The following is a 25964-nucleotide window of genomic DNA, read 5'->3' as shown; positions in this document are numbered from 1 at the left end:
CGAGGGGAGGGCTTCATGGAATCCGCAGTCCCTGCGCATCTCGAAACTCCACGCACGCGCCACAAGCGCGTGCCCGACGATTATCAGCCGCCCTATCCATCCTTCGTCGCACGCTACAAGCCTGCGGTCAGCCGCGTCGTGATGGCTTATTTCGGTGTCCAGTATGGCGGTGCGGCACCGGCGGCAGCAATGGACGCGTTGAAGGAAATCGCAGGGCTGTTCGCAATGGATGGCGGTCCGTCGCATTGGGACCGGGCGCGCTATGTCGATCAGTGCGCCTGCGAAAATGTTGTCACGGTCGCTTATTGGGACGATCTCGCACGCTTTGATGCCTGGTTCGCTCGGGCGCGCGAGATGTGGACCGGCCGGAAGCGCGAAGGCGTCGGTACCTTCATCGAGGTGCTGCGTCCCAGTGTCGCCCGTCACGAGACGCTGTTCTCATCACCCGATCGGCCCGAAGGTATCGCCGTCGCCGCGGAAGGCATGAGCGGCGAGGTGCAGGAGCACGCTTACTGGGGCGGCATGCGCGATCGTCTCCCGCTGTCACAGACGGATGCGATGGTGCCTGGTGGCGCGCCTGAGCTGATCCACGACGGCGCGCGGCTGCGCGTCGTGGCTCATGACAATCTCTGCCTGATCCGCTCCGGGCAGGACTGGAGCGATACCGCAGCGTCCGAGCGCAAGCTCTATCTCGACGACGTCGAACCGGTGCTGCGCGAGGGCATGGACTTTCTGCGCGATGACGGCCTTACCATCGGCTGCTACGCCAACCGGTACATGCAGGTGCTTGCGGCCGACGGCAGCGTCAGCGAGAAGTCCTACGGCCAGAGCTGGTGGAAGAGCCTCGCCTCGCTCGAACGCTGGGCGGAGTCGCATCCGACCCACGTCAAGATCTTCGGCGCGGCTATGCAATATCTCTCGACGCTCGGGCCGTCAGCCAAGCTGCGGCTCTATCACGAGGTGACGGTGGCAGCCGCCGACGAGCAGTTCTTCGAATATCTGAACTGTCATCCAAAGACGGGCATGCTGGCAGCGGTGGAGACCGTCGGAGCCTGATCGACTAGGTCGTGCAATGGCCGAGCAACTCGGGATGCGCCGCGCAGATGTGGTGCGCGCCGGCATCGCGTAGCTCGGCTTCGCTGCCATAGCCGTAGAGCACGCCGATGGCGGTCATGCCGTTGGTGCGGGCGCCGACCACGTCGTGGCTGCGGTCGCCGATCATGATCGCGCTGCTCGCATCGACCTTGGCCTCGTCGAGCGCATAGCGGAGCAGGTCGCGCTTGTCGACGTGCGTGCCGTCGAGCTCGGAGCCGAACACGCGTTCGAAATACGGGTTCAGGCCGAAATGATCGACGATCCGGGTGGCGTAGACGGCGGGCTTGCTGGTCGCCACGAACATGCGCTGACGTGTCGCTGCGAGCGACGACAATGTGTTCGCAATTCCGCTGTAAGCCTCGTTCTCGAACAGGCCGATATCGCTGAAGCGCTCGCGATAGAGCAGCAGTGCGCGGTCGGCGAGCTCATCGGCTCCGGTGAGCTTTCGAAGACTGGCAAGCAGCGGTGGGCCGATGCACCAGGTCAGCTCGTCCTCGCTCGGCACCGGAACGCCGAGCCGTTCCAGCGCATATTGGATCGAGCGGGTGATCCCGGGCTTCGGGTTTGTCAGCGTGCCGTCGAGATCAAAAAAGATTGTCACCATCAGGCTCGACCCGTGTTGATAATGCCGTCCGTTGCTAGTTGGCTCTGGTTCCAAGTCAAGGTCCGATTTGTCCGATAGCGTCATATCATGCGAATAGCTCGGGTCATCGCTGTCCTGTGCCAGGCCCTCCTGCTGTGGCCGGCGCTCGCGGAGGAGGCGCCGCCCGCCGACGCGCCTGCGAAGGCCGAGGAACCCGAGCGGCCCGCGGAGAAGGCGAAAGAGGCCCGCGAGAGCGACACGCGGGAGTCGATCTGCCTGATTGTGGAGGCGGCCGCGCGCGACAATGACCTGCCGCTGGAATTCTTCGCGCGGGTGATCTGGCAGGAGAGCCGCTTCCAGGCCAATGCGGTCGGGCCCATGACGCGCAGCGGCGATCATGCGCAGGGGATCGCGCAGTTCATGCCGGGCACCGCCAGCGAGCGCGGACTGCTCGATCCCTTCAATCCGGTGCAGGCCTTGCCGAAGTCGGCCGAATTCCTCAACGAGCTGCGCAACCAGTTCGGCAATCTCGGCCTTGCCGCGGCCGCCTACAATGCCGGCCCCCGGCGCGTGCAGGAATGGCTCGCCGGCACCGGGCCAATGCCGGAGCAGACCCGCAACTACGTCTATGCGATCACCGGCACCAGCGTCGATGCCTGGGCCAAGGCGGGGAGCACCGGCAAGGGGCCGCCGAGCTCGCCGCCGACGAGCTGCCGTGACCTGATGGCGTTGCTCAAGCGTGCTCCCAACCCGTTCGTCGCCGAGCTCGAGCAGCATGTCGAGCTTGCCGCGGCAAAGATCTGGGGCGTCCAGCTCGCGGCCGGCTTCGACCGCAACAAGGCGCTGGCGATGTATTCCCGGGCCGTCACGAAACTAAGCTCCCTGATCGGCGAGCGTGACCCGAGCCTGCTAAGCTCGGTGATGCGCAGCCGCGGCACACGCGCGTTCTACCAGGTCCGCGTCGGCGCGGACACGCGCGCCGAGGCCGATGATCTGTGCAACCGCATCCGCAAGGCGGGCGGCGCCTGCTTCGTCCTGAAGAACAGGGGTGTGGCGGGGTAGGGGTGTCTCTCTCTCTGCTGGTCATTCCGGGGCGCGCCCTCTTCGGCGCGAGCCCGGAATCCATCGCACGGCAGTCTCTGTGGCCCAATGGATTCCGGGCTCGCGACTTCGTCGCGCCCCGGAATGACCGCGGTGGGTGTGTCACGCATGCCAGCCCCGCCGCCGGCTTCCTTGACGCAAGGTACTCGATCGCCCGTTATGCAGCCACGATTCCTCACCAGCCAAAGCTCCCGTGGCGCTTCCTCCGCTCGATTCACCACAATGGCAAAGTCCCTGGTGCGCCTTCGCGTGGGGACTGCGCTCGATCACGCAGACGATCCTCACCATCGTGCTGTTCGTGACCTATCTCGGCATCGGTGCGCTCGCCCACGACACCCATTTCAGCCTGCTCTGGGCGCTGTGCTCGACGCTGTTCGTCTGGGCAGGTCCGGCGCAGATCATCCTGATCACCACGCTCGGCTCGGGCGCCACTATCATCCAGTCGGCGATCGCGGTGACCGTCAGCGCCATCCGCCTGTTTCCGATGGTGGTCTCGGTACTGCCGCTGATGCGCACACCGAAGACCAAGCGGCGCGAGCTGATTTTCGCCGCGCATCTTACCGCAGTGACGCTGTGGGTCGAATGCCACCGCTTCCTGCCGCAGGTGCCGCGCGAACGGCGGATCGCCTTCGTCCACGGGCTTGGCTGCGGCCTCGTCTCGGTGTGCCTCGTCGCCAACACGGTCGGCTATTTCCTCGCCGCCAACCTGACGCAGACGCTTGGCGCGGCGATCCTGCTGCTGACGCCGCTGTCGTTCCTGTTCTCGACGGCACGCAACAGCCGCGAGGTTGCCGACGTCGTCGCGCTCGTGCTGGGCATCGTGCTCTATCCGCTGGCGGCGAAGATGAACTCCGGTCTCGATATCCTCGTCAGCGGCGTGGTCGCCGGGACGATCGCTTATGGCGTGCATTGGTGGCGGGAGGTGCGCGCATGAGCTTTGCGCAAGCGATCGGCGACTGGCACGCGCTGGCGGTGCTGTTCATTGCCGGGGTCGTTCCCAACCAGATCTGGCGCATGCTGGGCCTGTGGTTCGGCGGCGGCATCGACGAGGGCTCGGAGCTGCTGGTCTGGGTGAGGGCGGTCGCCACCGCGATCCTGGCCGGCGTCATCGCCCAGATCGTGGTCCAGCCACCGGGCGCGCTGGCCAGCGTGCCCGATGTGCTGCGCTATGGCGCGGTCGGCGCCGGGCTCGTCGCCTTCCTGCTGACCCGCCGTTCGATCTTCGCGGGCGTGGTCGCGGGCGAAGTCTTCATGCTGGCCGGCAAGTGGTGGTTGGGCTAAAACCGCCGGCGAACAGCCAGGGAATAGGAAAATGGTTCGCGAACAGGAGCTCCGCGAGGGCGAGGTCGCCATCGAGCTGCCGCCGACGCAAGATGCCGGCCTCGTCTTCATCGGACGCATCCGCACACCCTGGTCATCCCGGCTGGAGACGCCGCGGCAGGGACGTCAGGACGGCCCGATCTGCCGCCTCGAGATCTTCGAGCCCTTCGTGCCGGCGATCAAAGGAGTCGACTTCTACAGCAATCTCGAGGTGCTCTATTGGCTCGACCGGTCGCGCCGCGACATCATCCTGCAGAGCCCGAAGAACAATGAGAAGACCCGCGGCACCTTCTCGCTGCGCTCGCCAGTGCGGCCCAATCCAATCGGCACCTCGATCGTGAAGCTGGTCGGGATCGAGGGCAATGCCATCCTGGTGCGCGGCCTCGACTGCATCGACAACACGCCGCTGATCGACATCAAGCCCGACCGCTGCGAGTTCACGCCGCTGGCCGCGCCGCAGAAGGGCGATTTCGAGGCGGAGTGATTCGTCATTCCGGGGCGACGCGAAGCGTCGAGCCCGGAATCCATCGGGCAGCAATGACGGTGGTGAAATGGATTCCGGGTTCGCGCCAAGAGGCGCGCCCCGGAATGACGAGTTGATAGAGCTACACCGCCTTCAATGCCGCCATCAGTTTCGCCGCGTGCTCTTCCAGCACCTTGTCGTCCTCCTTGCGGCTTGCCGGCGGCAGCATGGCGACGCCGTCGTGGCGCGGCATCACGTGCATGTGCAGGTGAAACACCACTTGTCCGCCGGCAGGCTCGTTGAATTGCTGCACGGTGATGCCATCTGCGTCAAACGCCTTCATTGCGGCGGCTGCGATCTTGTGCGCGCCGCGGGCGACATGGGCGTAGTCGTCGGGCTTGATATCGAGGATGTTGCGGGCAGGGACCTTCGGGATCACCAGCGTGTGACCAGGCACGCGCGGCATGATGTCGAGGAAGGCGAAGACGTGCTCGTCCTCGTACACTTTGTAGCAGGGCAGCTCGCCGCGCAGGATTTTTGCGAAGATGTTGTTGCTGTCGTAGGCGGTCATGGCGGCGGCTCCTCGAACGATTTGCGCTTACTGTCACCAGCAATTGCGAGGCGTCAAGGCGCCTCGTCAGCCCCTTTGCGGAACGGGCCGAGCTCGGCGAGCTCTCGTCCCGCTTCCGCAACATAGGCGCGCTCGCGCTTGAGGTAATCGTCGATGGCGCGGCGCAGGCCGGGATCGGCGATGAAGTGAGCGGAATGGGTCGTGCGCGGCAGATAGCCGCGCGCGATCTTGTGCTCGCCCTGCGCGCCGGCCTCGACATGGGTGAGGCCGCGCTTGATCGCGAAATCGATCGCCTGGTAGTAGCAGACCTCGAAGTGCAGGAAGGGGTGATGCTCGATCGCGCCCCAGTTGCGGCCGAACAGCGTGTCCGAGCCGATGAAGTTGATCGCGCCCGCAATCCAGCGATTGTTGCGGCGGGCCATCACCAGCAGCACGTCCTCGCTCATGGTCTCGCCGATCAGCGAGAAGAACTCGCGCGTCAGATACGGCCGCCCCCATTTGCGCGAGCCGGTCTCCATGTAGAATGTGAAGAAGGCGTCCCACGCATCCTCGTTGATGTCCTTGCCGGTGAGCCAATGGATCGTGATCCCGGACGCCAGCGCATCGCGCCGCTCGCGCTTGATCGATTTGCGGTGGCGTGAGTTCAGCGTCGCCAGGAAGTCGTCGAAGCTCGCAAAGCCCTCATTGTGCCAGTGGAACTGCTGGTCGGTGCGCTGGAGAAAGCCGTGCTCGGCGAGCAGCTTCCATTCTGACTCCCGCGCGAAGGTGACGTGGACGGAGGAGGCCTTGCTGACGCCGCACAGCGCTATGAGGCCACTCGCCAGCGCCTCGGTGATGCGCTCGCGATCGACGCCGTCGCGCACCAGCAGCCGCGGTCCGGTCGCCGGCGTGAAGGGAATCGAGACCTGGAGCTTCGGGTAATACCGCCCGCCGGCGCGCTCATAGGCATCCGCCCAGCCGCGGTCGAAGACGTATTCGCCCTGGCTGTGCGATTTCAGATAGCAGGGCACGATTCCGGCAACGCGGCCATCGAGCTTGGCGACCAGGTGCCGCGGCGCCCAGCCGGTGCGGATCGTGGCCGAACCCGATTTCTCGGCTGCTGAGAGAAAGGCGTGGGAGACGAACGGGTTATAGGCAGGTCTTGAGAGGCCGAGGGAATCGCCTGGAAGGACGGATGAGGTTCCCGGGCCAGCCCCATTGCAAGCCCTCTCGTTAAGAGCCTTGCCGGGGCTGGCGCAGGCGTCCCAATCCTCGGGCGAGACTTCGCCAATGGACGGTACGGCCTCGAGCGTAATGTCGGATGATGCCATCGCGCCCAAGATCGTGCATTGCAGCAGCGACTTCAAGGGGCGGGAACACAGGTCCAGCGGCTGCCACCGCCGTCATTGCGAGCGCAGCGAAGCAATCCAGACTGTCACCGCGGAGGGATTCTGGATTGCTTCGTCGCAAGAACTCCTCGCAATGACGGCGGAGAGAGCGGTGCGTGCCCCTACGGCACGAACCCCTCGAAGATCATCTGATCCGCATAGCGCCCGACCCGCGTCCGCTGCTCCGCCGTGCGGACGGTCCAGCCGAGCAGGGCGCAGCCGAACAGGTTGCGGGCGATCCAGGGGGCGGGGGCCGGGAGGTGGTCGACCTTGAAGGCAACGAAATGCGGCTGGGTCTGGAAGCCATGGCGCAGGTACAGCATGCTGTCGCGCTGCTCTTGGGTGAGCTTGGCCCAGTACTCGTCCTCATAGCTCCGCTGCGCGACGATGCCGCGGGGGCGAGAGGGGAGCAATTCACGTAGCGCCAGAACCTGGTCGGGATCGAAGGACATGCCGACGGCGGGGCCATCATAGGACGCCAGCACCTCGGCCATCCGCTTCACCAGCTTGCGGTCGCCGCCGAAATGGCTCTTCACCTCGATCACCAGGGGCACACGTCCGGCGACTATGGCGCAGAGGTCTGCGAGCGACATCATCCGCTCATCGGTGTCCTTGAACCTGACGGCCTTGAGCTCGGCCGCGGTCTTTGCGACCACATCGCCGGTGGCCTCGGTGAGTCGGCCCAGGGCATGGTCGTGATGGACCATGGCCTCGCCGTCGGCCGAGAGCTGGATATCGACCTCGATCGCGAAATTGCCGGCAATTGCAGCCTGCACCGCGCCCGGCATGTTCTCGACGATGCCGCGCGAAATGTCGTGCAGGCCGCGATGGGCGACCGGCCGGGCTGTCAGCCAATCCGGAGCGCGCATTTGGCGTCAGGCGACCTCGAACACGCCTTCGACCTCGACCGCCGCATCCGCGGGCAGCGAGGCGACGCCGACGGTGGTACGGGCGTGGCGGCCCTTGTCGCCGAAGGCGGCGACCATCAGGTCGGAGGCGCCATTCAGCACCTTGGGCCCGTCCAGGAAATCCGGGGCCGAGTTGATGAAGCCGCCGAGCCGCACCACGCGTACGACCTTGTCGAGATCGCCGAGCGCCGCCTTGACCTGGGCCAGCAGGTTGACCGCGCAGCCGCACGCGGCTGCGGCGCCGTCCTCGATCGAGACGCCGGCGCCCAGCTTGCCCTTGGCAATCAGCTTGCCGGCGGGGTCGAAGCAGACCTGGCCGGAGACGAACAGGAGGTTGCCAGTGCGCACGAAGGGCACGTAATTGGCGACGGGGGTGGGGGCCTCGTGCAGCTTGATACCCTGCTCCGCCAGTTTCTGCTCGACCGTGCCCGCCATGTCCGACCTCGTTGTCCAAAAATCCTTCGCTCCGGCGCGACTGCCGGCCGGGCGCGCCCTGTTTCGCCCATCGTGCCGCCACATGCAAGCAACCGGAGGGGCTGCATTTTGTTGAGGCAGGCCAGCAGGTTCAACGTGAGGGGCAAACTTTTAGTGAAACGGCCTCAGTTGCGGCGCAATGGAACGGTCATTAAAATGTCGAATCTGCGCTTTCCTCAGGGAACAGACATGGTGCACCTTTTCCGGACTTCGCTCGGTGTGATGGCGCTCGCCGCGGCCAGTGTCGGCCTTGGCGGCGAGGCTCAGGCCGCCAACGGTCCGTTTCTCGCGCATCAGGCGCTCTATGACCTCAGCCTGGTCAAATCGCGCAGCAATTCGGTGAACAGCGCCCGCGGCCGGATCCTCTACAATTTCACGGGGAACGCCTGCGAGGGCTATACCTCGGAATTCCGCCAGGTCTCCGAGCTCGACAGCGGCGAGGGCAAGGTCACGCTCAGCGACCTCCGCTCCAATTCGTGGGAGGACGCCTCCGGCAAGAGCTACCGTTTCAAGATCGAGACGCGCATGAACCAGACGGATGCCGGCCGGGTCGACGGCTCAGCCGAGCGCGATGGCGACCACATCAACGTCAAGCTGAAGCTGCCGGCGCCGAAGACATTCACGCTCGACGGCAAGATCGTGTTCCCGACCGAGCAGATCCAGCGCATCATCGCCGCCGCCAAGGACGGCAAGTCGCTGCTGGAGCTCTCGGTCTATGACGGCTCCGATGATGGCCAGAAGGTCTACAACACGCTGACCGTGATCGGTCAGCCGATCCCCGCCGACCGTGCCACCTCGTCCGATCCGTCGACCGCGGACGAGCACATGAAGTCGCTGAGGCGCTGGCCGGTCACCGTCAGCTATTTCGACCGCGACGCCCAGCAGAAGGAGGGCGAGCAGACGCCGGTCTACGCGATGGCGTTCGAGCTCTACGAGAACGGCGTCTCGCGCCAGCTCGTGCTCGACTACAACGATTTCGTCATCTCCGGCGCCATGGGCAAGTTCGACGTCAAGGACAGCAAGCCCTGTAATTGAGGGCCATGCTCTCTCCTCGCGAGCAGCACCGTAGGGTGGGCAAAGCGGAGCGTGCCCACGCGTTCTCTCGATAATCATTGATAGATGGTGGGCACGGCGCAAGTGCGCCTTTGCCCACCCTACGAGATCTCTCTTCGCCGCGCTGCTCCTCGCGATGACGGGCTAGCTCTCGTCATACTCTCCAGCTACGCTGCCTCCCAACCACAAACTCCGGGAGCGCCTCCATGCCCAAGCTCGACCATCTCCGTCCCAGCGGCCTGCATCACAATCCCGCTTATTCCCACGTCGTCACCGCGACAGGCGCGCGCACGATCTACATCTCCGGCCAGGTTTCGACCGACGAGGAAGGGCGGATCGTCGGCGAGGGCGATATTGCCGCGCAGACGACACAGGTGATGCAGAATCTCGGCCTCGCGTTGAAGGCAGCCGGCGCGAGCTATTCCAACATCGTCAAGATCACGACCTTCGTGGTGAACTACAAGCCGGAGCTGCGCCCGATCATCGGTAAGGCTCGGTCCGCCTTCTTCGAGGGCATGGAGCCGCCGGCGTCGACGCTCGTCGGTGTCTCCGCGCTCGCCGCGCCGGAATGGCTGATCGAAATCGAGGCCGTCGCGGTCGCGGATTGACGTGACCGTAGGATGGTTAGAGCGCAGCGAAACCCATCGCCATTGCTACGGGGAAGGAGCATGAGGGTTTCGCTGCGCTCTACCCATCCTACTTGGCTGCGGACATCTCGCGCAGAACGGCTATCGCCTCATCCGCACGGTCAACGGGCACGAAGAGATGGTCGTGGTGGAACGCCGAAACGGCATTCACGCTGATGCCGGCTTCGGCCAGACGCGCCGTGATGGCCGCCAGAAAGCCCACCGCATCGAGTGCGGAATGAACCGTCAAGGTGATGAGGCGCGAGGGACATTCATGGCGTAGTCCGGCACGTTCGGCCTCCTCCTGCAGTACCACCAGCGTAGTCCCTTCGCGTTCGCGGAACGTCAGGACAGGGCTGATGGTGGCTGGAATGCTCGCGCTTGGTGCAAGGGTGCAAAACGCGAAGATGCCGTCCAGGATCTCCGGCTTCATGTTACTCAGCAGCGCATCGAGATCGCGTTCGCCTGTCACCGTGCAACTCCCCAAACCGGTCAGATCGTTTAACCGGCGCCAGCGCTGTTGAGGTCAGGGTCAACATACCTTTGTATATCTCCTCCAATCCTTCTCATGCGCTGACCTTACACTGGTACAATTGAGCGACGGCGGGAGATTCCTACAATTTGAGTCCACTCGGGTCACTGCGAAGAGGCTCAAATGAACGTCGTCATTCGAAAGCTCAACGGCTTGTGGCACCTCATCGTCGGGTCTTGTCAGATCCGAACGCCGTTCCTGGAAACTCAGGACCGGCAGTTGGTCGTTCAATATGCCAGGCGTGCCTATCCGGGTGCACGAATCTTCGAACGCGACTGAGTTGAGCAGGAATAGATCACTCCTGCGCCTTCTCCGGCCCCTCATAGGCGATGCCGCGGATCACTGCGGCGCTGCCGAACTTCTTGCGCAGGCTGTCCACCGCGCGTTCGGCATGGGCGGCGCGGCGGTCGAGCATGTCGGTGTCGTCGATCGCCGAGCCCTCGCGCAGCGCGCTGACGCCGGCGCCCATCAGGCGAAAGGCGGTGCCGTCGATTTCCTTGGCCAGCATCTCCCGGCAGATCGAGAAGATCTTCGCCGCGAGCTGCGTCGGCGCGGCGATCGACTGCGAGCGCGTGCGCTGGCGGAAATCGGCCGTCTTCAGCTTCAGCGTCACGGTGGAGCCGGCGAGCTCGCTGCTCTTCAGGCGCGTCGACGTCTTTTCGCAGAGCCGCCACAGGATTCTTTCCAGCGTCGCGAAATCGCGGATGTCGGTCTCGAACGTGGTCTCGCTGGAAATGGTCTTGGCGCCGCGGTCGGGCTCGACGCGGCGGTCGTCGATGCCGCGCGCGAGCCGCCACAGCCGGCGGCCGTCGCTCGGAAACTGCCGCATCATCTCGATCTCGTCGGCCTTCTGCAGGTCGGCGATGATGCGGAAGCCGCGCTGCACCAGGCGCTCCTGCGTGGCGGGGCCGACGCCGAAGATAAAGCCGACCGGCTTTTCCGCCAGCATCGCGCGCGCTTCCTCCTGATCGAGCGCGGCAAAGCCTCTGGGCTTGTCGAGGTCGGAGGCGATCTTGGCCAGGAACTTGTTGCAGGACAGGCCGACCGAGACAGTGATGCCGATGTCGCGCTCGACGTCACGGGCAAAGCGCGCCAGCACCTTGGCTGGGATCATGCCGTGCACGCGCTCGGTGCCGGAGAGATCGAGGAAGGCCTCGTCGATCGAGAGCGGCTCGACCAGCGGCGTCAGCGCCTGCATGGCCTGGCGGACCTCGCGGCCGACCCGGACATACTTCGCCATGTCGGGGCGGATCACGGTCGCATGCGGGCAGGCTTCCAAAGCCTTGAACATCGGCATCGCCGAGCGAACACCATAGGTGCGCGCGATGTAGCAGGCGGCCGACACCACGCCGCGCTTGCCGCCGCCGATGATGACCGGCTTGTCGGCGATCTCAGGATTGTCGCGCTTCTCGACCGTCGCGTAGAAGGCGTCGCAGTCGATATGGGCGATGGTCAGGCTGGCGAGCGCGCGGTGGCGGACGAGGCGAGGGGAACCGCAGGCCGAGCAGCGCCGCACGCCCAAGTTCTGTACGCCCATGTCGAGGCCGGCCAGACAATCCCGGCAGAAGCAGCGGGGCCCGGCCGCCTCTGGAACGCTCACGGCACGTCGCGCTCCCAGGAGGGGTCGCCGAGCGCATCGCCGAGGACCTGCCGCGCTGCGGCAACGTTGGTCGGATGCAGTTCCGCGGCCTCGGCAAAGGCCTTCACCGTGGCATCGTCCCGCATCACGAAATCGAGCACGCTGAGGAGGAAATTCGGGTCTGCGGCGGCATTGCGCAGGGTCTCCGGACCGACCCCCGTCTCGGCCAGGAACAGGCCCAGCCGCTCAGGCTCGCCCGCGACAAAGGATAGGGCCTGAATCGCAACGATTTCAGCGACTTCGCGAGGGTTGTGAACAGGCTTTTTCACGGGGACGGTTTGCCTTTCCGTTAACTTTCGGTCTCTAATTTGGAATCATCATGCCCGAGTCTCGTCCTCAAGTCTTCCGGCCCCGACAAGCAACTGGAAACCACATCGCAGAAAGTGGGCCGTCGGGTTTAACGAAACTCAAGCGAATCTGCGGCTAGTTTGAATCCAGTTTTCGAAACGCCGGGAAGCGGCGTCTGAGGCGTCACATGGACCGGTCCTTCGGACCAATCAGGAGGGCGGGATGGCTAAAACCGTCCTGATCGTGGAAGACAACGAGCTCAACATGAAGCTCTTCCGCGACCTGTTGGAGGCGCACGGATACCAGACCTCCGGCACCAGCAACGGCTACGAGGCGCTCGACCTCGTGCGCAAGATGCGGCCCGACCTCGTGCTGATGGACATCCAACTGCCGCAGGTCTCCGGCCTCGAGGTGACGCGCTGGATCAAGGACGATCCGGAGCTGCGTGCCATTCCCGTCGTCGCGGTCACGGCGTTCGCGATGAAGGGCGACGAAGAGCGCATCCGCGAGGGCGGCTGCGAAGCCTATTTGTCCAAGCCGATCTCGGTCGGCAAATTCATTGAGACGGTCCGGCGTTTTATCGGATAGGAAGTGAGTTCACAGTGTCCGCGCGTATCCTGGTCGTCGATGACGTTCCTGCCAACGTCAAGCTGCTCGAAGCCCGCCTGTCCGCCGAATATTTCGACGTGATGACCGCCGCGAACGGCGCCGAGGCGCTCGCGATCTCAAGGCGTGCCGAGTGCGACATCATCCTGCTCGACGTGATGATGCCCGACATGGACGGCTTCGAGGTCTGCCGCCGCCTCAAGACCGATCCGGCAACGCATCACATCCCGGTGGTGATGGTCACCGCCCTAGACAGCCCCGCCGACCGCAATCGCGGGCTCGAGGCCGGTGCCGACGACTTCCTGACCAAACCCGTCTCCGATGTCGTGCTGATCGCGCGGGTGCGCTCGCTGACGCGGCTGAAGATGATGACGGATGAGCTGCGCATGCGCGCCATCACCTCGCTCGAGATCGGCATGCAGGCGCCCGAGCGCAGTGCAATCGCCGACACCGGCAGGGGCGGCCGCATCCTCCTGGTCGACGACCGCCAGTCCTCCTACGAGCGGCTGGCGACGATCCTCGCCGCCGAGCACACCATCGACGTCGAGCCGAACCCGACGGAGGCGCTGTTCCACGCCGCCGAGGGCAATTACGACCTGCTGATCGTCTCGCTCGACCTCAACAATTTCGACGGCTTGCGCCTGTGCAGCCAGGCGCGCTCGCTGGAGCGCACGCGCCATGTGCCGATCCTGGCGATCGCCGACCCCGAGAACTCGACGCGGCTGCTGCGCGGCCTCGAGATCGGCGTCAACGACTACCTGCTGCGCCCCATCGACAAGACCGAGCTCTTGGCGCGCGCCCGCACCCAGATCCGCCGCCGCCGCTACACCGACCATTTGCGCGACAACGTGCAGAACTCGATCGAGATGGCGATCACCGACGCGCTCACCGGCCTGCACAATCGCCGCTACATGGAGAGCCATCTGGCGACGCTCGCCGAGCAGGCCGCGACCCGCGGCAAGCCGCTGGCGCTGATGATCCTGGACATCGACTACTTCAAGTCGATCAACGACAATTACGGCCACGATGCCGGCGACGACGTGCTGCGCGAGTTCGCGGTGCGGGTGCGCAAATCGATCCGCGGCATTGATCTCGCCTGCCGCTACGGCGGCGAGGAATTCGTCATCGTGATGCCCGAGACCGATCTGCACGTCGCCGGCATGGTCGCCGAGCGGCTGCGCCGCTCGATCGCGGGCGAGCCGTTCGCGATCCACAAGGGGGCGAAGCGCATCGAGGTCACGATCTCGATCGGCCTCACCACGCTGGAGCACAAGGGCGAGGCCGTCGCCGACGTCCTCAAGCGCGCCGACACTGCGCTATATCGGGCGAAGCACGACGGCCGCAATCGCGTGGTGTCGCACGCGGCGTGAGGACCGCCCGCACAAAGTTGCGAAAACAACCCCATGCACAGTAGCCGGCGCGAGCCGGATCAATGGGTTACGCGGGTGGAGCGATGGCTTGCGCCGGCGGCAGCGTCGTTTGACTTGTCGGGCAAAACAGGAGCATGTTGGTAGGGTCGCGGCGGTCCTCGAAACTCCGCTGTCATTCCCCGCGAAGGCGGGGAATCCAGTGCGCCGCGGCCTCTCGGTTCAACCACAACCGCCTCTGGAATACTGGATCACCCGCCTTCGCGGGTGATGACACCTGACGATACGACGACAGCCGCTATTTCGCGCGCTTGCGTCTCTTCTGCGCATCACCACCCACATCCACGCCCGCATTCCGTAGCAGCACCGTCGCCGCTTCCTTCGCGGCCCTTGCCATCGCCGGATCGTCGCGCACCAAGTCCTGCGCGATGCAGCCGTCGACCAGCAGCACGAGCTGCGTCGCCAGCGCGTCCGCGTCCGCAACGCCGAGCTCGGTCAGGCGGTCGCGAAACCAGAGGCGGCGGCTTTCCTTGAAGGCGATGGCGATCTTCTTCACGGCGCGGTCGGCGGGGCCGAGCTCGGCGACCGCGTTGACGAACGGGCAGCCGCGAAAATCCTTGGCCGCAAAGCGCCGCTCCAGCGAATCGAAGGTAGCGAGGATCTGTTCGGCGGGCGGCTCGTCGGAGGGGCGTGCGCTGACGAAGCGGCGCTCGAGATAGGCCGCGATCAGCGCGTCCTTGGACGGGAAGTGGTTGTAGAGCGTGCGCTTACTGATGCCGACCTCGGCCGCGATGGTGTCGACGCCGATGGCGCGAATGCCTTGCAGATAAAACAGCTTGTCGGCGGTCTGAAGGATCCGCTCTTTCATCGTCTGTGGGACAGGCGGGGGAGCCATGCGGAGCTAAGCGTCCTGTTCGCTTGACAGCAGCGGATATCTATAGCCTAAGTACACAGGTCTGTGTACCTAAAAACATCGGCAAAAGCAGACGACGGCACGCGTGCCGCGCCCAAAAGGGAGAAGAAGAATGCCCCTGCTGCAGATCCTGCGTCCGACGTTGCCGATCCTGATCGGCGCCTCGATCATGCTGACGCTGAGCATGGGGCTGCGGCAATCCCTCGGTATCTTCATGCAGCCGCTGACGCACGACATCCACATCTCGATCTCGGATTTCACGCTGGCGCTGGCCGTGCAAAACCTAGCCTGGGGTTTTCTGCAGCCGCCCGCCGGCGCTCTGACCGTGCGCTACGGCTTCCGCCCGATCATGATCGCGGGCGCGCTGATGTACATCGCGGGCCTCGCGCTGATGGCGACGGCGAACGGGCTTCTCAGCATCATGATCGGCGCCGGCGTGCTGATCGGGACCTCGCTCGCCTGCACCGCGGCGGCGATCGCGATGTCGGTGGCGGCGCGCGCGGTGCCCGAAACGGTGCGCTCGACGGTGCTCGGCATCGTCTCCGGCGCGGGCTCGCTCGGGGCGCTGCTGTCGGCGCCGATCGGCCAGATGCTCAACGAGGGCTTTGGCTGGCGCATCGGGCTTGCCGGCTTCGTCATCATGTCGGTGCTGATGATCCCGGCGGCCTGGTATGCCGGGCGCGTCGACAAGATCCCGCTGCCCAAGCCCGCCGCCGACGACATCGACGATGCCACGGCCGCGACGGCTGCGAGGACCGCGTTCGGCAATGCGTCCTTCGTGGTGATGACCTGCGCCTATCTCGTCTGCGGCATGCAGCTCGTGTTCCTCACCACGCACCTGCCGTCGTACCTTGCAATCTGCGGCCTCGATCCGATGCTGAGCGCGCAGACGCTCGGCATGATCGGCGGCTTCAACGTGCTGGGCTCGCTGTTCTTCGGCTGGGCCGGCCAGCGCTGGAACAAGCTGGCGCTCTTGGGCGGGATCTACATCCTGCGCTCGCTGGCGCTCGCCTGGTACTTCATGCTGCCGGCCACATCGTTCTCCACGCTGCTGTTCGGCGCGATCATGGGCTTTTTGTGGATGGGCGTCGGCCCGCTGGTCGCAGGCGCGGTCGCCGAGATGTTCGGCCTGCGCTGGCAGGCGATGATCCAGGGCCTCGCCTTCATGAGCCACCAGATCGGCAGCTTCCTCGGTGCCTATGGAGGAGGGCTGCTCTACGACGCGCTCGGCTCCTACACCATGGCCTGGCGCATCGGCGTCGCGCTCGGCCTTGCCGGCGGCATCGTGCAGGTGGCGTTCGCGCTTGTCAGGCCATCGCAGCCGCCAGCGCCGGTGGTGCGGACGGCCTAGCAGGGGCAACTGGTCGCTTTCGTCAGCTTGGGAGCTTACCGCGGACGCCGCGCTGTTTAGCCGTCATGGGCCGATTGTAAACCAGCGCAGACTACAACTCCGTTCAAGCCGGGCAGAGACAGCTTGCCGCCTCCGATCATGGCCAACTGCCGTAGACAAGCAGGACCTGAGATGGACATGGGCAGGAGAGGAGAGCCCGGCGGATCGGCGGCGGCTCCTCACGGGCCTTGTGAGCCCAATAGGGTCAGGGTCGCACCATTGTCGGCAAGGACAAGCGGATCCGCTGTGAGAAATCGGCTGCGCCATCGGCCGCCTGTGCGGCTTCGTTGATCAAGGACCCCCGCCTCAGTTCATCAAACGGCAGCGTCGCCTCTATCCGGCCGGAGTGGTAGAGATAGCTATCGATCAGTCCGTTGAACAGATGTCGAATGTCGAAGCGCCCCCGTCGGCCCGCCGCATTTGCATAGCGCACGATGTTGATCGTACAGCTGTTGGTCAACAGATGGTAGAACTCCGGCCGATCGGCTAGCTCGTTGATGCGCGTCAAATAGATCATCAGCAGCCGGCGCGCGTCGTCAACCGATGTATTGAGGCGATACAGGTACACCGGCTCGTGGCGATGGTTGGTGCGCACGCCCACAACATCACGCTCTTCACCGACCACGTAGATGAGCTCGAATTGCTTGAACAGGGAGGCGACGGGCGCAAAGCCTTCGCCGACCTCAGGACGCGTCTCGATGGAGATGGCCAGTGGTGGCGCATTGTCGAAGACAAAACTCACAAACGTGTGCCCGACTAGCCCCTCGGTGAAATAGGAAACGTAGAAATCGAGGGCTATCAAGTGCGACAGCGACAGCTCGCGCTCCTCGTAGCGCACCGTGAAGTCGCTTCGACTTCGGTAGTCGAAGTTACGGACACCGGTCAGGCGCACGCGGTCGCCGTCGATGACCGCCCGCGGCATCACCGCGACTTCCGGTCGCCAATGCCGATCGTGTGATGGAGGGATTGAGATCCACCATGCGACGACACCGAAAAACATGACGAGGAAGAGAACGGACATGCGCGGTTGGCGCGAACGCCAGAGCGCCCAAATCGCAAAGCCCGCAAACGCTCCGGCCGCAATCGTACGCAGCCAGGACCAAGGCAAGTTCGAGTAGTAGATGGCCAGTACGGCCCATGTGACGAGCAGGACCCGAATGAGAAGGCCAATCGGCTTTCTCGGCCACATGACCAACATTGATACGAATTTGCGCACTGAAGTCACCTGGCTGCTCCTGCCGCGAAGCTGCGGCCATGGCCTTCGACAGCTGCGTTGTGTCAGATCACCTGTCGTTTCATTGTGAGCGGCTACACGCTACAGTAGCTCTTCGCGAACGAGAAGCGATGGCCTCGTTTTTACAGCGCGTTCAGGGGGCTGCGCGACATCACCTTCGTAGCGCGCGTGTTGCTGCCGATGTCCGTCGGTTCGACTCTTTCCGGGCCTGCGCCGCTGGAAGGATGCGGGCTGGGTGATGCTGCCGTCCGGCGCATTCGGAATTCTCCATGGCCTCGCTATGCTCGCGGGATTGGCGATGACAGGTCCTTTGCTCGGATTTGTGCTCGGCGTCGATCTGATCTCTCGCGGCATAGCCTGGCTGGCTATGCGTGGCGGCCGGCGGCGAGAACCGCATAACGGAATGAATCGATAAATAGTGAATAGGGAGTGCGCTGATGGCGATCGCAGTTGAAAGACCAATCCTCCTGATCAAGAAGTTCGCGGGTATGCTTCTCCTGCTTTTCGGTTTGCTATTCACGGCGCTCGGCTTGAGTAACGAGTCCAGCGGATTCACCGCGATCGGTGTTGCCTTCCTTGTTGCTGGCGCGATCTTTCTGGCTCTCAAGATCATCAGGCGCAACCAGGGCGGTCCGCTATGACCGAAGTCGCAAGATCGTCGCTGCGAGAGCCATGCACAGCATCGTAATCGAAAAGGTCCGGCCGCTTCAACCGGATGCAGCTGACACGCAACGAGAAGGGCCGTGCGCAGTGATGACAGGAACTCTGTTGAATGCGTTGTACAGCGCGCGGCAGATCCGACCGTCGATGAGCGTAACATTTCGTTCGCTGTCGATCGCGGTGGTGCTCTCGGCCGGGCCCGGTGGAGCGAGCCTGGCGCAGCAAGCGCTTCAGACAGGTGGCGCGGCCACGCTCTTTCAGAACGTCCGCATCTTCGATGGCAAGAGCGCCACGCTGTCTGCCTCCTCCAACGTCTTGGTGCGCGGCAACAAGATAGAATCGATCTCGCTACAGCCGATAGCGGTGGATAGCCCGGCGGAGATTCGCATTATCGAAGGCGGCGGACGCACATTGATGCCCGGCCTCATCGACAACCATTGGCATGCGATGCTGATCCGAGTCACGCCGGCACAGTCGCTCGGCGACGTCGGCTACGTCAATCTTGTCGCTGGCGACGAGGCCACGCACACTCTGATGCGCGGTTTTACCAGCGTTCGAGATGTGGGCGGGCCGGTGTTCGGGCTCAAAAGCGCCATCGACGAAGGTATCATCAAGGGTCCGCGCATTTATCCGTCCGGCGCGGTCATTACTGTCACGAGTGGGCATGGGGACTTCCGCCAGCTTACCGACCTGCCGCGGACGATCGGCGGCATGCTCACCCGCATGGAGCAAACCGGCGGGGCAATGGTTGCGGACAGTCCCGACGAGGTCCGCGTCCGTGTCCGCGAACAGCTCATGCAAGGCGCCTCCCAAGTCAAGTTGACGGCTGGCGGCGGAGTGTCGTCGCCTTTCAGTCCAATCGACGTGACCACGTTCACCGAACCCGAAATACGCGCGGCCGTCGAAGCGGCTGAGAATTGGGGCACGTACGTTGCTGCGCATGCCTTCACGGCTGCTGCAATTCGGGGAGCCATCTCGGCTGGGGTGAAGTGTATCGAACACGGCTTCCTGATGGACGACGCAACAGCGAAGCTGATGGCAGAGAAGGGTGTTTGGCTGAGTATACAGCCTCTCCCCGAGGATTTGAGGCTGGGCTTTCCTGTAGGCTCCATCCAGCGAGCCAAGGCGGATGAGGTCTGGCCCGGCATAGCCAGATCCTACGAATTGGCGAGGAAGTACAAGATCAAGACGGCGTGGGGCACCGACGTCCTGTTCTCTGCAGCGCTCGCGCGCCAACAGGGGGCCATCCTGGCCTCACTCGCTCGCTGGTACACGCCCGCCGAAGCGCTGACCATGGCGACATCGACGAACGCCGAACTGCTGGCGCTATCGGGCAAGCGGAATCCTTATCCCGGCAAACTTGGCGTCGTGGAACAGGGCGCACTCGCGGATTTGCTGCTCGTCGACGGAAATCCCCTGGACAATATCGGCCTTCTTGCCGACCCCGCCAACAATTTCAAGATCATCATGAAGGATGGAATCATCTACAAAGATACGCTTGCCCGTTAGCAGCAACGTCGTCGCCCTTTCGATCGACCAGGTCGCGATCGATCCCAAGGCGAGTACCGACCCGTGCCGGGCAATTCCGCTCGTGGCCCCGAAGGCGAGGAGAGGTTCGGGAAGCCCCATCGGGCTGCTGTAGCAGGCAGAGCGGACGCTAGGGCTTGCGGTCGAGCCGCAATCGCTGCGCCTTCATTCGCTTGATCTCTCGACTGAGATCTTCACTCTTCTCGTCGCGCCGTTCGCTGCTCGATTTGGGCTGATCGTCCTGGCGCAGCTTTTCGAGAGCTTTCTCGACCGAGAGCTTGTCCGTTCCGGCCATAACCGACCTCGCTTTGCGTCCATGCCAGTCAATGAGGATAGGAGGGAATCTGCTGCGGGCAGATCCAATTGCCGCATGTGTCGTACTGAAGCGCGATGCGCGAAGACACGGCTGAAGCCTGCGGCTGCTTCAAACGCGACTTGTCCGAGCACGTCCTCCCTGAGATTTCTGAAAGGCTGGACAGCTCAGACCGGGGAGTCTTGATCTAGCTCAATGGTGTCGCCCCCGGTAGACGACCATGCCGACCGGGCGCCGCGCTGGTTCCGATCGAGCCAGGCCCTGATCGCACCAACCCGGCGTCAAATGACGGTGTGAAGTCTTGTACTGGCGGACGGAGTAGGGCGGGCGTGTGGTCGCTTTCCTTGGCTTTGCACCCAAGAGCTGCCGTTCTCACAAATTCGCATTTGCCCCAAAGCGCTCGGTTGCGGACGCGCGAGAGAACCTTTCGTCGACTCGGCAGGCGGTCGTTAGTGGGCTGCCTACTTTCGCGTTTGGGTCGTGTCAGGCTGTGGTCAGCCTTCTCAGATTGAAAATGGGCTTGAGTTGCAGAGTGTTAGCCAGTTCATAATGCTAATCGCGCCGGCCAGCTTAAGCTTTTCGAGACAACCGCTCGGGAGGCAACGATGACACCCGGCTGGCTCATTTTCCCTGCGACTATCGCCTGTGTCTGCTTCCTGGCCATTGTGAGTTTGATCATGCTTGGCGCTTGGTAGGCGGCTGACGAAGAGAATCTTGAAAGAGCGCGCTCTGAAGATTCGCCCATAGACCGACGCGAACTCATGTCGGTCGGAATTCGATCGGGTGCGGCCATGGTTTGCGCGAATTGCGGCAGAGTCAACCCGGAGGGAACGAAGGTCTGCGGCGATTGCGGCGCGCCGCTGTTCTTTCGCTGCCCTTCGTGCGGGGGCGACAATCCGACGGGCAAGAACTTCTGTGGCGACTGCGGTGCCGCGCTCACGCCGACCGTATCGCCGCACGTGACGACAGGGGCCGGCGCATCGACGTCCATCGTGGCACCTGTCACGGAGCGCGCAGGCTTGTTAGCCGCACCAAGTTCTTCCGCCGAGCGTCGTCAGCTCACAGTGATGTTCTGCGATCTCGTCGGCTCGACTGCACTGGCGACAAAGCTCGATCCGGAAGATCTACGGGACATCATTGCTGAGTACCGCGATAGCGTAGCGGCGGTCGTCCGCAAGTACGGTGGCACCGTCAGCCGTTACATCGGCGATGGCATGCTCATCCTGTTCGGTCATCCTTCAGCGCATGAGGACGATGCCGAACGCGCAGTGCGCGCTGCGCTTGAGATCGCCGCGACCAGGCACGCGCCGGGAGCCCCACCCGAGCTCGAGCTGCGCGTTCGTCTTGGGCTCGCGACTGGCCTCGTCGTCGTAGGTGACCTTATCGGCAGCGAAGCGGCGGAGGCGCAGGCAGTCCTTGGCGAGACGCCGAACCTTGCCGCTCGACTGCAAGCGCTCGCCGAACCGGATGGGGTAGTCATCGCTGAGGACACGCGGCGGCTCATCGGCGGGCTCTTTGACTACGAGAATCTCGGCGCCGTGACGCTGAAGGGTTTCGCCGCACCGGTGCAAGCCTGGCGGGTGCTTCGTGAGGGAACAGCGGAAAGCCGCTTCGAGGCGTTGCACCCTTCGGTCCTCGCCCCGCTGGTTGGGCGTGAGGAAGAGCTCGCGCGGTTGGAGCGGAGCTGGAGCCATGCGCGGGCGGGTACCGGTCAAGTCATGCTGCTCGTCGGCGAGGCGGGGATCGGCAAGTCGCGCCTCGTTGCGGCTCTTCAGGAGCGTATCGAGCGCGAGCCGCACATCTGCCTGCGCTACTTCTGCTCGCCTCACCATCAGGAAAGCGCGCTTTACCCCTTCACCGCACAATTGCAGCGAGCGGCTGGCTTCGATCGTGAGGACACACCGACGACCAAGCTCGACAAACTTCGAGCGCTCCTATCGCCTGCATTGCCGCCCGACGAGGACGTGGCGATCCTGGCCGAGTTGCTGTCGATCCCCAACGATAATCTATACTTGCCGGTTACGAGTACGCCGCAACAAAAGAAGGAGAGAAGCTTCGCCGCTCTGGTTCGCCAGCTTGAAGCTCTCGCGCAAAGATGTCCGATCATGATCGTGTTCGAGGACATGCAATGGATCGATCCAAGCTCGCGCGAGCTGCTGGACCGAACCGTCGATCGCGTAGCAGGCCTACCGGTTTTGGTCTTGATCACCTACCGCCCCGAGTTCCAGTTGGTATGGACCGGAAAGCCGCATGTCAGCTTGCTCGTGCTGAACCGGCTTGACCAGAAAGCGGGCGCTGCCCTGATCCGGAGCGTGGCAGGTGGCCAGACGCTGCCGACCGAAATCGTCAATGAAATTGCTGAACGAACGGATGGCGTGCCGCTGTTCGTTGAGGAGTTGACCAAAGCGGTGCTCGAAACGAGCCCCGAGGGTATCGCGCGAGCGATCTCCTTCGCGCCGCTGCCCGGACTTGCCGTACCGGCCACGCTACATGCTTCGTTGATGGCGCGGCTCGACCGGATTGGTCCGATCGCCAAGGAGGTGGCACAAATCGGCGCGGCTATTGGCCGCGAGTTCTCCTACGATCTGCTGGCCTCGGTCGCACAGCGGTGCGACAACGAGTTGCGGGCGGCGCTCGACCGGCTGATCAACACCGGCCTCGTGTTTGGGAGTGTCGAGCCGCCCGACGCCAATTTCTTGTTCAAACATGCACTGGTCCAGGATGCGGCATACGGCACAATGTTGCGCGGCCAACGCCGCGAGCTGCACGCGCGGATCGCTGGCGCACTCGAGGAGAGGCTTGCTAGGGGCATCCAAGAGCAGCCGGAAATCCTCGCCCACCACTGCGGACATGCGGGCCTGGCCGAAAAGGCGGTTTCCTATTGGCAGGAGGCTGGTGAGCGTTCAAAGGCTCGATCGGCAATGACAGAAGCAATCGCGCAGATGCGAAAGGCGCTCGATCTGCTATCCCAACTGCCGGATACTCCCGCGCGCCAGCGCACCGAAACCGACCTTCAACTCGCGCTCGGCGGTGCACTGATTGCCGCGAAGGGCCACGCGGCCGAAGAGACCGGCAGAGCCTACGCCCGGGCGCGTTGCCTCTGCGAGGCACTCAACGACACGCCGAACCTGCTCAAGGCACTCTGGGGCGAGTTCGTGCATTATCACGTCCGTGGTGAAACGGACCGATCGCATCGCATCGCCGAGAATCTGCTCGATTTGGCCGGACGACAGAACGATGCGGCCATTCTTGTCGCCGGTCATCGGGCAGTCGGCGATAGCTGGCTTCATCGCGGACAATTGGCCTTGGCGCGCAGCCATCTCGAGCGGGGGCTCGCCCTTTACGATCCGGCGCAGCAGCGCTCCCTGACGGCCCTGTTCGCAGAAAACGCCCGCGTGGCGATGCTTTCGTTCCTCTCGCTGACGTGTGGCCTTCTTGGCTTCGCCGATCAGGCGCGCGTGCAGAGCAGTGACGCCCTGGCAGAGGCCCGCGATTCGTCGCACCCGATCAGCCTCGCATTCGCGCTGAGCGTTGCCTGCCGGTTGCATTTCGTGCTCGAAGACGCGGGCATGGTTGGGCAACGGGCGGACGAGCTGGTTGCGCTCACCACCGAGCAGCGCTTTGCCTTCTTTCTCGCGATGGGGACGGCATATCGCGGCTGGACGCTGGCCGAAGCCGGCGACCCCGAGGCCGGGGTGGACTTACTGCGGCGCGGCATCGAGGGATTCCAGGCGTCCGGCGCAGCATGGACTCTTCCGTTCTACCTTGCGCAGCTCGCAGCAGCCGAGGCAAGGAGAGCACGATATGAAACTGGGCTCGGCCAACTCTCCGACGCCTTGGCACTAACCCAGAAATTGGGGGTGCGGTGGTTCGAGGCCGAGCTGCATCGGCGCCGAGGGGAGTTGATGCTGAGGGCTCGGCCAGGCGCCGAGGCCGATGCCGAGACCGAGTTTCGCCACGCCATTGCGATTGCTCACCAGCAGGAGGCGAAACTCTGGGAACTTCGCTCCGCCGTCAGTCTCGCCCGGCTCTGGCGTGATCAGGACAGGGGTGATGAAGCACGCGGTCTTCTCGCGCCGGTCTACGGTTGGTTCGACGAGGGCTTCGATACCCGCGACTTGAAGGAAAGCAGGGCGCTGCTGGAAGAACTCTGAAGCGCGCTCCATTGGAGCTCCGTAGCGTTCTCGGGTTGGGCGACTCCGCTGCACCCGAAAGACACGTGAGGGCAACGGTGACCTGCTCGGCGCCGTCAATTCTCGGGGCGGCCCCGTCACTCCGGATTCGCAGCTGGAGTTGTCACCGTTGCGGCGCTGAGAGTTCGTAATTGATGCAGTCCATCTTGATCTCGTATGGACCCGCAAAGGCGCCGTTGCCGACCCACCGAAACACCTTCCGGTACTGGGTCGTCTCCTCAGAGCGCGGCAGACGTCCGGGTGGACGGTAAACATCCGACGTCGTCTTGGACGATATCTCGGTCAGTGTCAGCTTCTCCTCGGGTTCCCCTTCGCGCTTGAACTCCATCTTCTTGTCGAGGCCCGAATTGATGTCGATCGCCTCGAATTTCGCGATCTGGAGATCATCGTTGACAGCCGTGAGCAACGGCCCGTTCAGCCACGCCTTCGGCAATATCACAAGCGATGACCGGCTAAAGACCACCACCGGTGCATCGTCACTCGGTAGCACGCCTCGGCAACCGTAGCGCCATTGGCCGGCCGTGCTCGGTGAGGCCATGGCAATGAGGGCGACGGCGATCAAGCCCTGCAGGATGCGGATGGCAGGGCAAGCTCTCGCGACGGCAGACATCGGGCTCGGCATGGTGTCGTTTCCAAGAGATCAGCTTTTGGTCGCGCCGAAGCGGCCAAATGTTCATTCTCTGTGGGCGGAGGGCGCATGTTCGTTCTGCTGGTTCACGGGCTTCAGGAAAAGTCTGCACATGACGGCTTCGCCGTTTGTGCTGACCCCTTCCGAACCCGGATCAGGTACTCGACCGCAACCACTGCGAAAAGACCCGAATGGTCCGCGCGCGCGGATGGTTTGGCCTGCTGACCACATAGAAGCCATAGCCGGGCAGGCTCAACGAGAATGCCTTCACGAGCGTGCCGGTGGCGAGGTCGTGTGCCACGAGCACATCACTGAAGATCCCGATGCCCTGTCCGCTGATCACCGCCTCGATGGCGTGCAGTTCTTCCCGGAAACTCAGGTGCTGCAGGTCCTTGTATGGGGGCACCTCGCGCCACCGGCGCTGGGCTGCACCAAGCCATCTCTGCCACGTCGGTGGCTCACGATCGGCCGGCGACCAATAGGAGTGGATCAGAACATGCTTTGCGAGGTCGACTGGTCTCTTCAGGCGTCCCGTTGAAAGCAAATCCGGACTGCAGACCGGCCAGAACGTATCGCTGAAGAGTTCATCGACGATCCCGTCTGTCGGCGGTACGCCGCTGGTCGCATAGCGAATGGCAACGTCACTATCTCCGGCCTGCAGATCGAGCACCGTGTCAGTGCCGATCACTTCGAGCGGCACGTCGGGATGCAACTTCCGCCATAGGGGCAGGCGGGGCACGAGCCAGCGGCTGGCGAACGCATTGGTCGTCGTCACCCGGAGCGGCTGCTGGTCACCTTCCTGCTTGACGGACGCAATGGCAGCGGCAAACGCCTCGAGCCCGCCGCGAATGGCCGGAAACAGCCGCGCGCCGGCCTCGGTCAACGAAAGCGGACGTGGTCTGCGCCGGAACAAGGCGCGGCCGCAATACTGCTCGAGCAAGCCGATCTGGTGGCTGATCGCGGTTGGCGTGACGCCGAGTTCTGCCGCGGCCTTCTTGAAGCTCAGATGACGGGCGGCAGCTTCGAAAGCGCGGAGCTCGATCAGGGGAGGCAGCTTGTGCATGCGCGGTCAGTCTAGGTGAAATCAGTTCATCGTCACCTGAATTCTTCGGA

At 63.9% G+C, this 25964-nt stretch carries 27 protein-coding genes; 14 read left to right on the top strand and 13 right to left on the bottom strand.

Annotation, left to right across the window (positions count from 1 at the left end; all coding sequences use genetic code 11):
- The first annotated feature begins 15 nt into the window (after positions 1 to 15).
- The gene (locus XI05_RS04615; RefSeq protein WP_271499053.1) at positions 16 to 1056 is read left to right on the top strand and encodes a phenylacetaldoxime dehydratase family protein; all 1041 of its coding nucleotides are present in this window, start codon (positions 16 to 18) and stop codon (positions 1054 to 1056) included.
- A 4-nt stretch (positions 1057 to 1060) separates the two neighbouring features.
- Here XI05_RS04615 and XI05_RS04610 read toward each other — a convergent pair whose 3' ends face one another.
- On the bottom strand, positions 1061 to 1699 hold the full coding sequence (locus XI05_RS04610) for an HAD family hydrolase (protein WP_271499050.1): 639 nt from the start codon (positions 1697 to 1699) through the stop codon (positions 1061 to 1063).
- An 87-nt stretch (positions 1700 to 1786) separates the two neighbouring features.
- On the opposite strand from XI05_RS04610, the gene XI05_RS04605 reads away from it, so the two are divergent.
- The 4 genes from XI05_RS04605 to tsaA all read left to right on the top strand — a co-directional run bounded on the left by XI05_RS04605 (position 1787) and on the right by tsaA (position 4583).
- Entirely contained in the window at positions 1787 to 2740 is a 954-nt protein-coding gene (locus XI05_RS04605; RefSeq protein WP_271499049.1) for a lytic transglycosylase domain-containing protein, read from the top strand.
- A gap of 232 nt (positions 2741 to 2972) precedes the next feature.
- Positions 2973 to 3713, top strand: coding sequence for an AzlC family ABC transporter permease (locus tag XI05_RS04600; RefSeq protein WP_271499048.1), 741 nt, complete (start codon positions 2973 to 2975; stop codon positions 3711 to 3713).
- Positions 3710 to 4060 (top strand): AzlD domain-containing protein, encoded by a 351-nt coding sequence (locus tag XI05_RS04595; RefSeq protein ID WP_271499047.1) that lies wholly within the window; start codon positions 3710 to 3712, stop codon positions 4058 to 4060. Before XI05_RS04600 ends, XI05_RS04595 begins: the two co-directional genes overlap by 4 nt.
- A gap of 31 nt (positions 4061 to 4091) precedes the next feature.
- Entirely contained in the window at positions 4092 to 4583 is a 492-nt protein-coding gene (tsaA, locus tag XI05_RS04590) for a tRNA (N6-threonylcarbamoyladenosine(37)-N6)-methyltransferase TrmO (RefSeq protein ID WP_271499045.1), read from the top strand.
- Between the two features lie 121 nt (positions 4584 to 4704).
- Here the strand turns inward: tsaA and XI05_RS04585 are convergent, their stop codons facing one another.
- From XI05_RS04585 to XI05_RS04570, 4 genes are all read right to left on the bottom strand, one after another.
- Positions 4705 to 5133, bottom strand: a complete 429-nt coding sequence (locus tag XI05_RS04585; RefSeq protein ID WP_271499043.1) for an HIT family protein — start codon at positions 5131 to 5133, stop codon at positions 4705 to 4707.
- A 53-nt stretch (positions 5134 to 5186) separates the two neighbouring features.
- Positions 5187 to 6443: a GNAT family N-acetyltransferase gene (locus XI05_RS04580; RefSeq protein WP_271499038.1), complete on the bottom strand. Its 1257-nt coding sequence runs from the start codon at positions 6441 to 6443 to the stop codon at positions 5187 to 5189.
- Positions 6444 to 6622: 179 nt separating this feature from the next.
- Positions 6623 to 7369: a glycerophosphodiester phosphodiesterase gene (locus XI05_RS04575; RefSeq protein WP_271499034.1), complete on the bottom strand. Its 747-nt coding sequence runs from the start codon at positions 7367 to 7369 to the stop codon at positions 6623 to 6625.
- Between the two features lie 6 nt (positions 7370 to 7375).
- Complete coding sequence (locus XI05_RS04570; protein ID WP_271499031.1) at positions 7376 to 7843, bottom strand: RidA family protein; 468 nt, start codon at positions 7841 to 7843, stop codon at positions 7376 to 7378.
- Positions 7844 to 8071: 228 nt separating this feature from the next.
- Between XI05_RS04570 and XI05_RS04565 the strand changes: the two genes are divergently transcribed.
- Together XI05_RS04565 and XI05_RS04560 are read left to right on the top strand one after the other, a co-directional pair.
- On the top strand, positions 8072 to 8917 hold the full coding sequence (locus tag XI05_RS04565; RefSeq protein ID WP_271499028.1) for a cell envelope integrity EipB family protein: 846 nt from the start codon (positions 8072 to 8074) through the stop codon (positions 8915 to 8917).
- 224 nt (positions 8918 to 9141) lie between these two features.
- On the top strand, positions 9142 to 9543 hold the full coding sequence (locus XI05_RS04560; RefSeq protein ID WP_018646938.1) for a RidA family protein: 402 nt from the start codon (positions 9142 to 9144) through the stop codon (positions 9541 to 9543).
- An 88-nt stretch (positions 9544 to 9631) separates the two neighbouring features.
- Here the strand turns inward: XI05_RS04560 and XI05_RS04555 are convergent, their stop codons facing one another.
- Positions 9632 to 10033 carry an ACT domain-containing protein gene (locus XI05_RS04555; protein ID WP_271499026.1) on the bottom strand — a complete coding sequence of 134 codons (402 nt, stop codon included), beginning with the start codon at positions 10031 to 10033 and terminating at the stop codon, positions 9632 to 9634.
- Between the two features lie 183 nt (positions 10034 to 10216).
- Here XI05_RS04555 and XI05_RS04550 point away from each other — a divergent pair, with 183 nt between their 5' ends.
- The gene (locus tag XI05_RS04550) at positions 10217 to 10372 is read left to right on the top strand and encodes a hypothetical protein (protein ID WP_008548553.1); all 156 of its coding nucleotides are present in this window, start codon (positions 10217 to 10219) and stop codon (positions 10370 to 10372) included.
- A gap of 16 nt (positions 10373 to 10388) precedes the next feature.
- On the opposite strand, the gene XI05_RS04545 is transcribed toward XI05_RS04550, so the two are convergent.
- Both XI05_RS04545 and XI05_RS04540 read right to left on the bottom strand, forming a co-directional pair.
- Positions 10389 to 11693, bottom strand: a complete 1305-nt coding sequence (locus XI05_RS04545) for a DNA polymerase IV (protein WP_271499025.1) — start codon at positions 11691 to 11693, stop codon at positions 10389 to 10391.
- Positions 11690 to 12001, bottom strand: coding sequence for a DUF3572 domain-containing protein (locus XI05_RS04540; protein WP_172783374.1), 312 nt, complete (start codon positions 11999 to 12001; stop codon positions 11690 to 11692). Before XI05_RS04540 ends, XI05_RS04545 begins: the two co-directional genes overlap by 4 nt.
- 241 nt (positions 12002 to 12242) lie before the next feature.
- On the opposite strand from XI05_RS04540, the gene XI05_RS04535 reads away from it, so the two are divergent.
- Positions 12243 to 12608 (top strand): response regulator, encoded by a 366-nt coding sequence (locus XI05_RS04535; RefSeq protein ID WP_008566616.1) that lies wholly within the window; start codon positions 12243 to 12245, stop codon positions 12606 to 12608.
- A gap of 14 nt (positions 12609 to 12622) precedes the next feature.
- Positions 12623 to 13996: a PleD family two-component system response regulator gene (locus XI05_RS04530; RefSeq protein WP_271499023.1), complete on the top strand. Its 1374-nt coding sequence runs from the start codon at positions 12623 to 12625 to the stop codon at positions 13994 to 13996.
- Positions 13997 to 14291: 295 nt separating this feature from the next.
- Here XI05_RS04530 and XI05_RS04525 read toward each other — a convergent pair whose 3' ends face one another.
- Complete coding sequence (locus XI05_RS04525) at positions 14292 to 14888, bottom strand: TetR/AcrR family transcriptional regulator (RefSeq protein ID WP_333939816.1); 597 nt, start codon at positions 14886 to 14888, stop codon at positions 14292 to 14294.
- A gap of 130 nt (positions 14889 to 15018) precedes the next feature.
- Here XI05_RS04525 and XI05_RS04520 point away from each other — a divergent pair, with 130 nt between their 5' ends.
- Positions 15019 to 16257, top strand: a complete 1239-nt coding sequence (locus XI05_RS04520) for an MFS transporter (RefSeq protein WP_271499019.1) — start codon at positions 15019 to 15021, stop codon at positions 16255 to 16257.
- Between the two features lie 244 nt (positions 16258 to 16501).
- Here XI05_RS04520 and XI05_RS04515 read toward each other — a convergent pair whose 3' ends face one another.
- Complete coding sequence (locus tag XI05_RS04515; protein WP_271499017.1) at positions 16502 to 17512, bottom strand: lipoprotein N-acyltransferase Lnb domain-containing protein; 1011 nt, start codon at positions 17510 to 17512, stop codon at positions 16502 to 16504.
- A gap of 455 nt (positions 17513 to 17967) precedes the next feature.
- Here XI05_RS04515 and XI05_RS04510 point away from each other — a divergent pair, with 455 nt between their 5' ends.
- Together XI05_RS04510 and XI05_RS04505 are read left to right on the top strand one after the other, a co-directional pair.
- Entirely contained in the window at positions 17968 to 18171 is a 204-nt protein-coding gene (locus XI05_RS04510; RefSeq protein ID WP_172783378.1) for a hypothetical protein, read from the top strand.
- Positions 18172 to 18337: 166 nt separating this feature from the next.
- Positions 18338 to 19699 (top strand): amidohydrolase family protein, encoded by a 1362-nt coding sequence (locus XI05_RS04505; protein ID WP_442869230.1) that lies wholly within the window; start codon positions 18338 to 18340, stop codon positions 19697 to 19699.
- A gap of 148 nt (positions 19700 to 19847) precedes the next feature.
- Here the strand turns inward: XI05_RS04505 and XI05_RS04500 are convergent, their stop codons facing one another.
- Positions 19848 to 20012 (bottom strand): hypothetical protein, encoded by a 165-nt coding sequence (locus XI05_RS04500; RefSeq protein WP_172783380.1) that lies wholly within the window; start codon positions 20010 to 20012, stop codon positions 19848 to 19850.
- 779 nt (positions 20013 to 20791) lie between these two features.
- On the opposite strand from XI05_RS04500, the gene XI05_RS04495 reads away from it, so the two are divergent.
- Complete coding sequence (locus XI05_RS04495) at positions 20792 to 24184, top strand: adenylate/guanylate cyclase domain-containing protein (protein WP_271499012.1); 3393 nt, start codon at positions 20792 to 20794, stop codon at positions 24182 to 24184.
- A gap of 142 nt (positions 24185 to 24326) precedes the next feature.
- Here the strand turns inward: XI05_RS04495 and XI05_RS04490 are convergent, their stop codons facing one another.
- A complete protein-coding gene (locus tag XI05_RS04490) occupies positions 24327 to 24845 on the bottom strand; it encodes a hypothetical protein (protein ID WP_271499009.1) in 519 nt (172 codons plus the stop codon).
- 160 nt (positions 24846 to 25005) lie between these two features.
- Positions 25006 to 25914: a LysR substrate-binding domain-containing protein gene (locus XI05_RS04485; RefSeq protein ID WP_271499006.1), complete on the bottom strand. Its 909-nt coding sequence runs from the start codon at positions 25912 to 25914 to the stop codon at positions 25006 to 25008.
- Between the last annotated feature and the right edge of the window lie 50 nt (positions 25915 to 25964).

It is taken from the genome of Bradyrhizobium sp. CCBAU 11357, assembly GCF_028128865.1.
Lineage (GTDB): Bacteria > Pseudomonadota > Alphaproteobacteria > Rhizobiales > Xanthobacteraceae > Bradyrhizobium.
The sequence above is the reverse complement of the archived record's forward strand: the minus strand, read 5'-3'. Positions and strand labels throughout refer to the sequence as shown.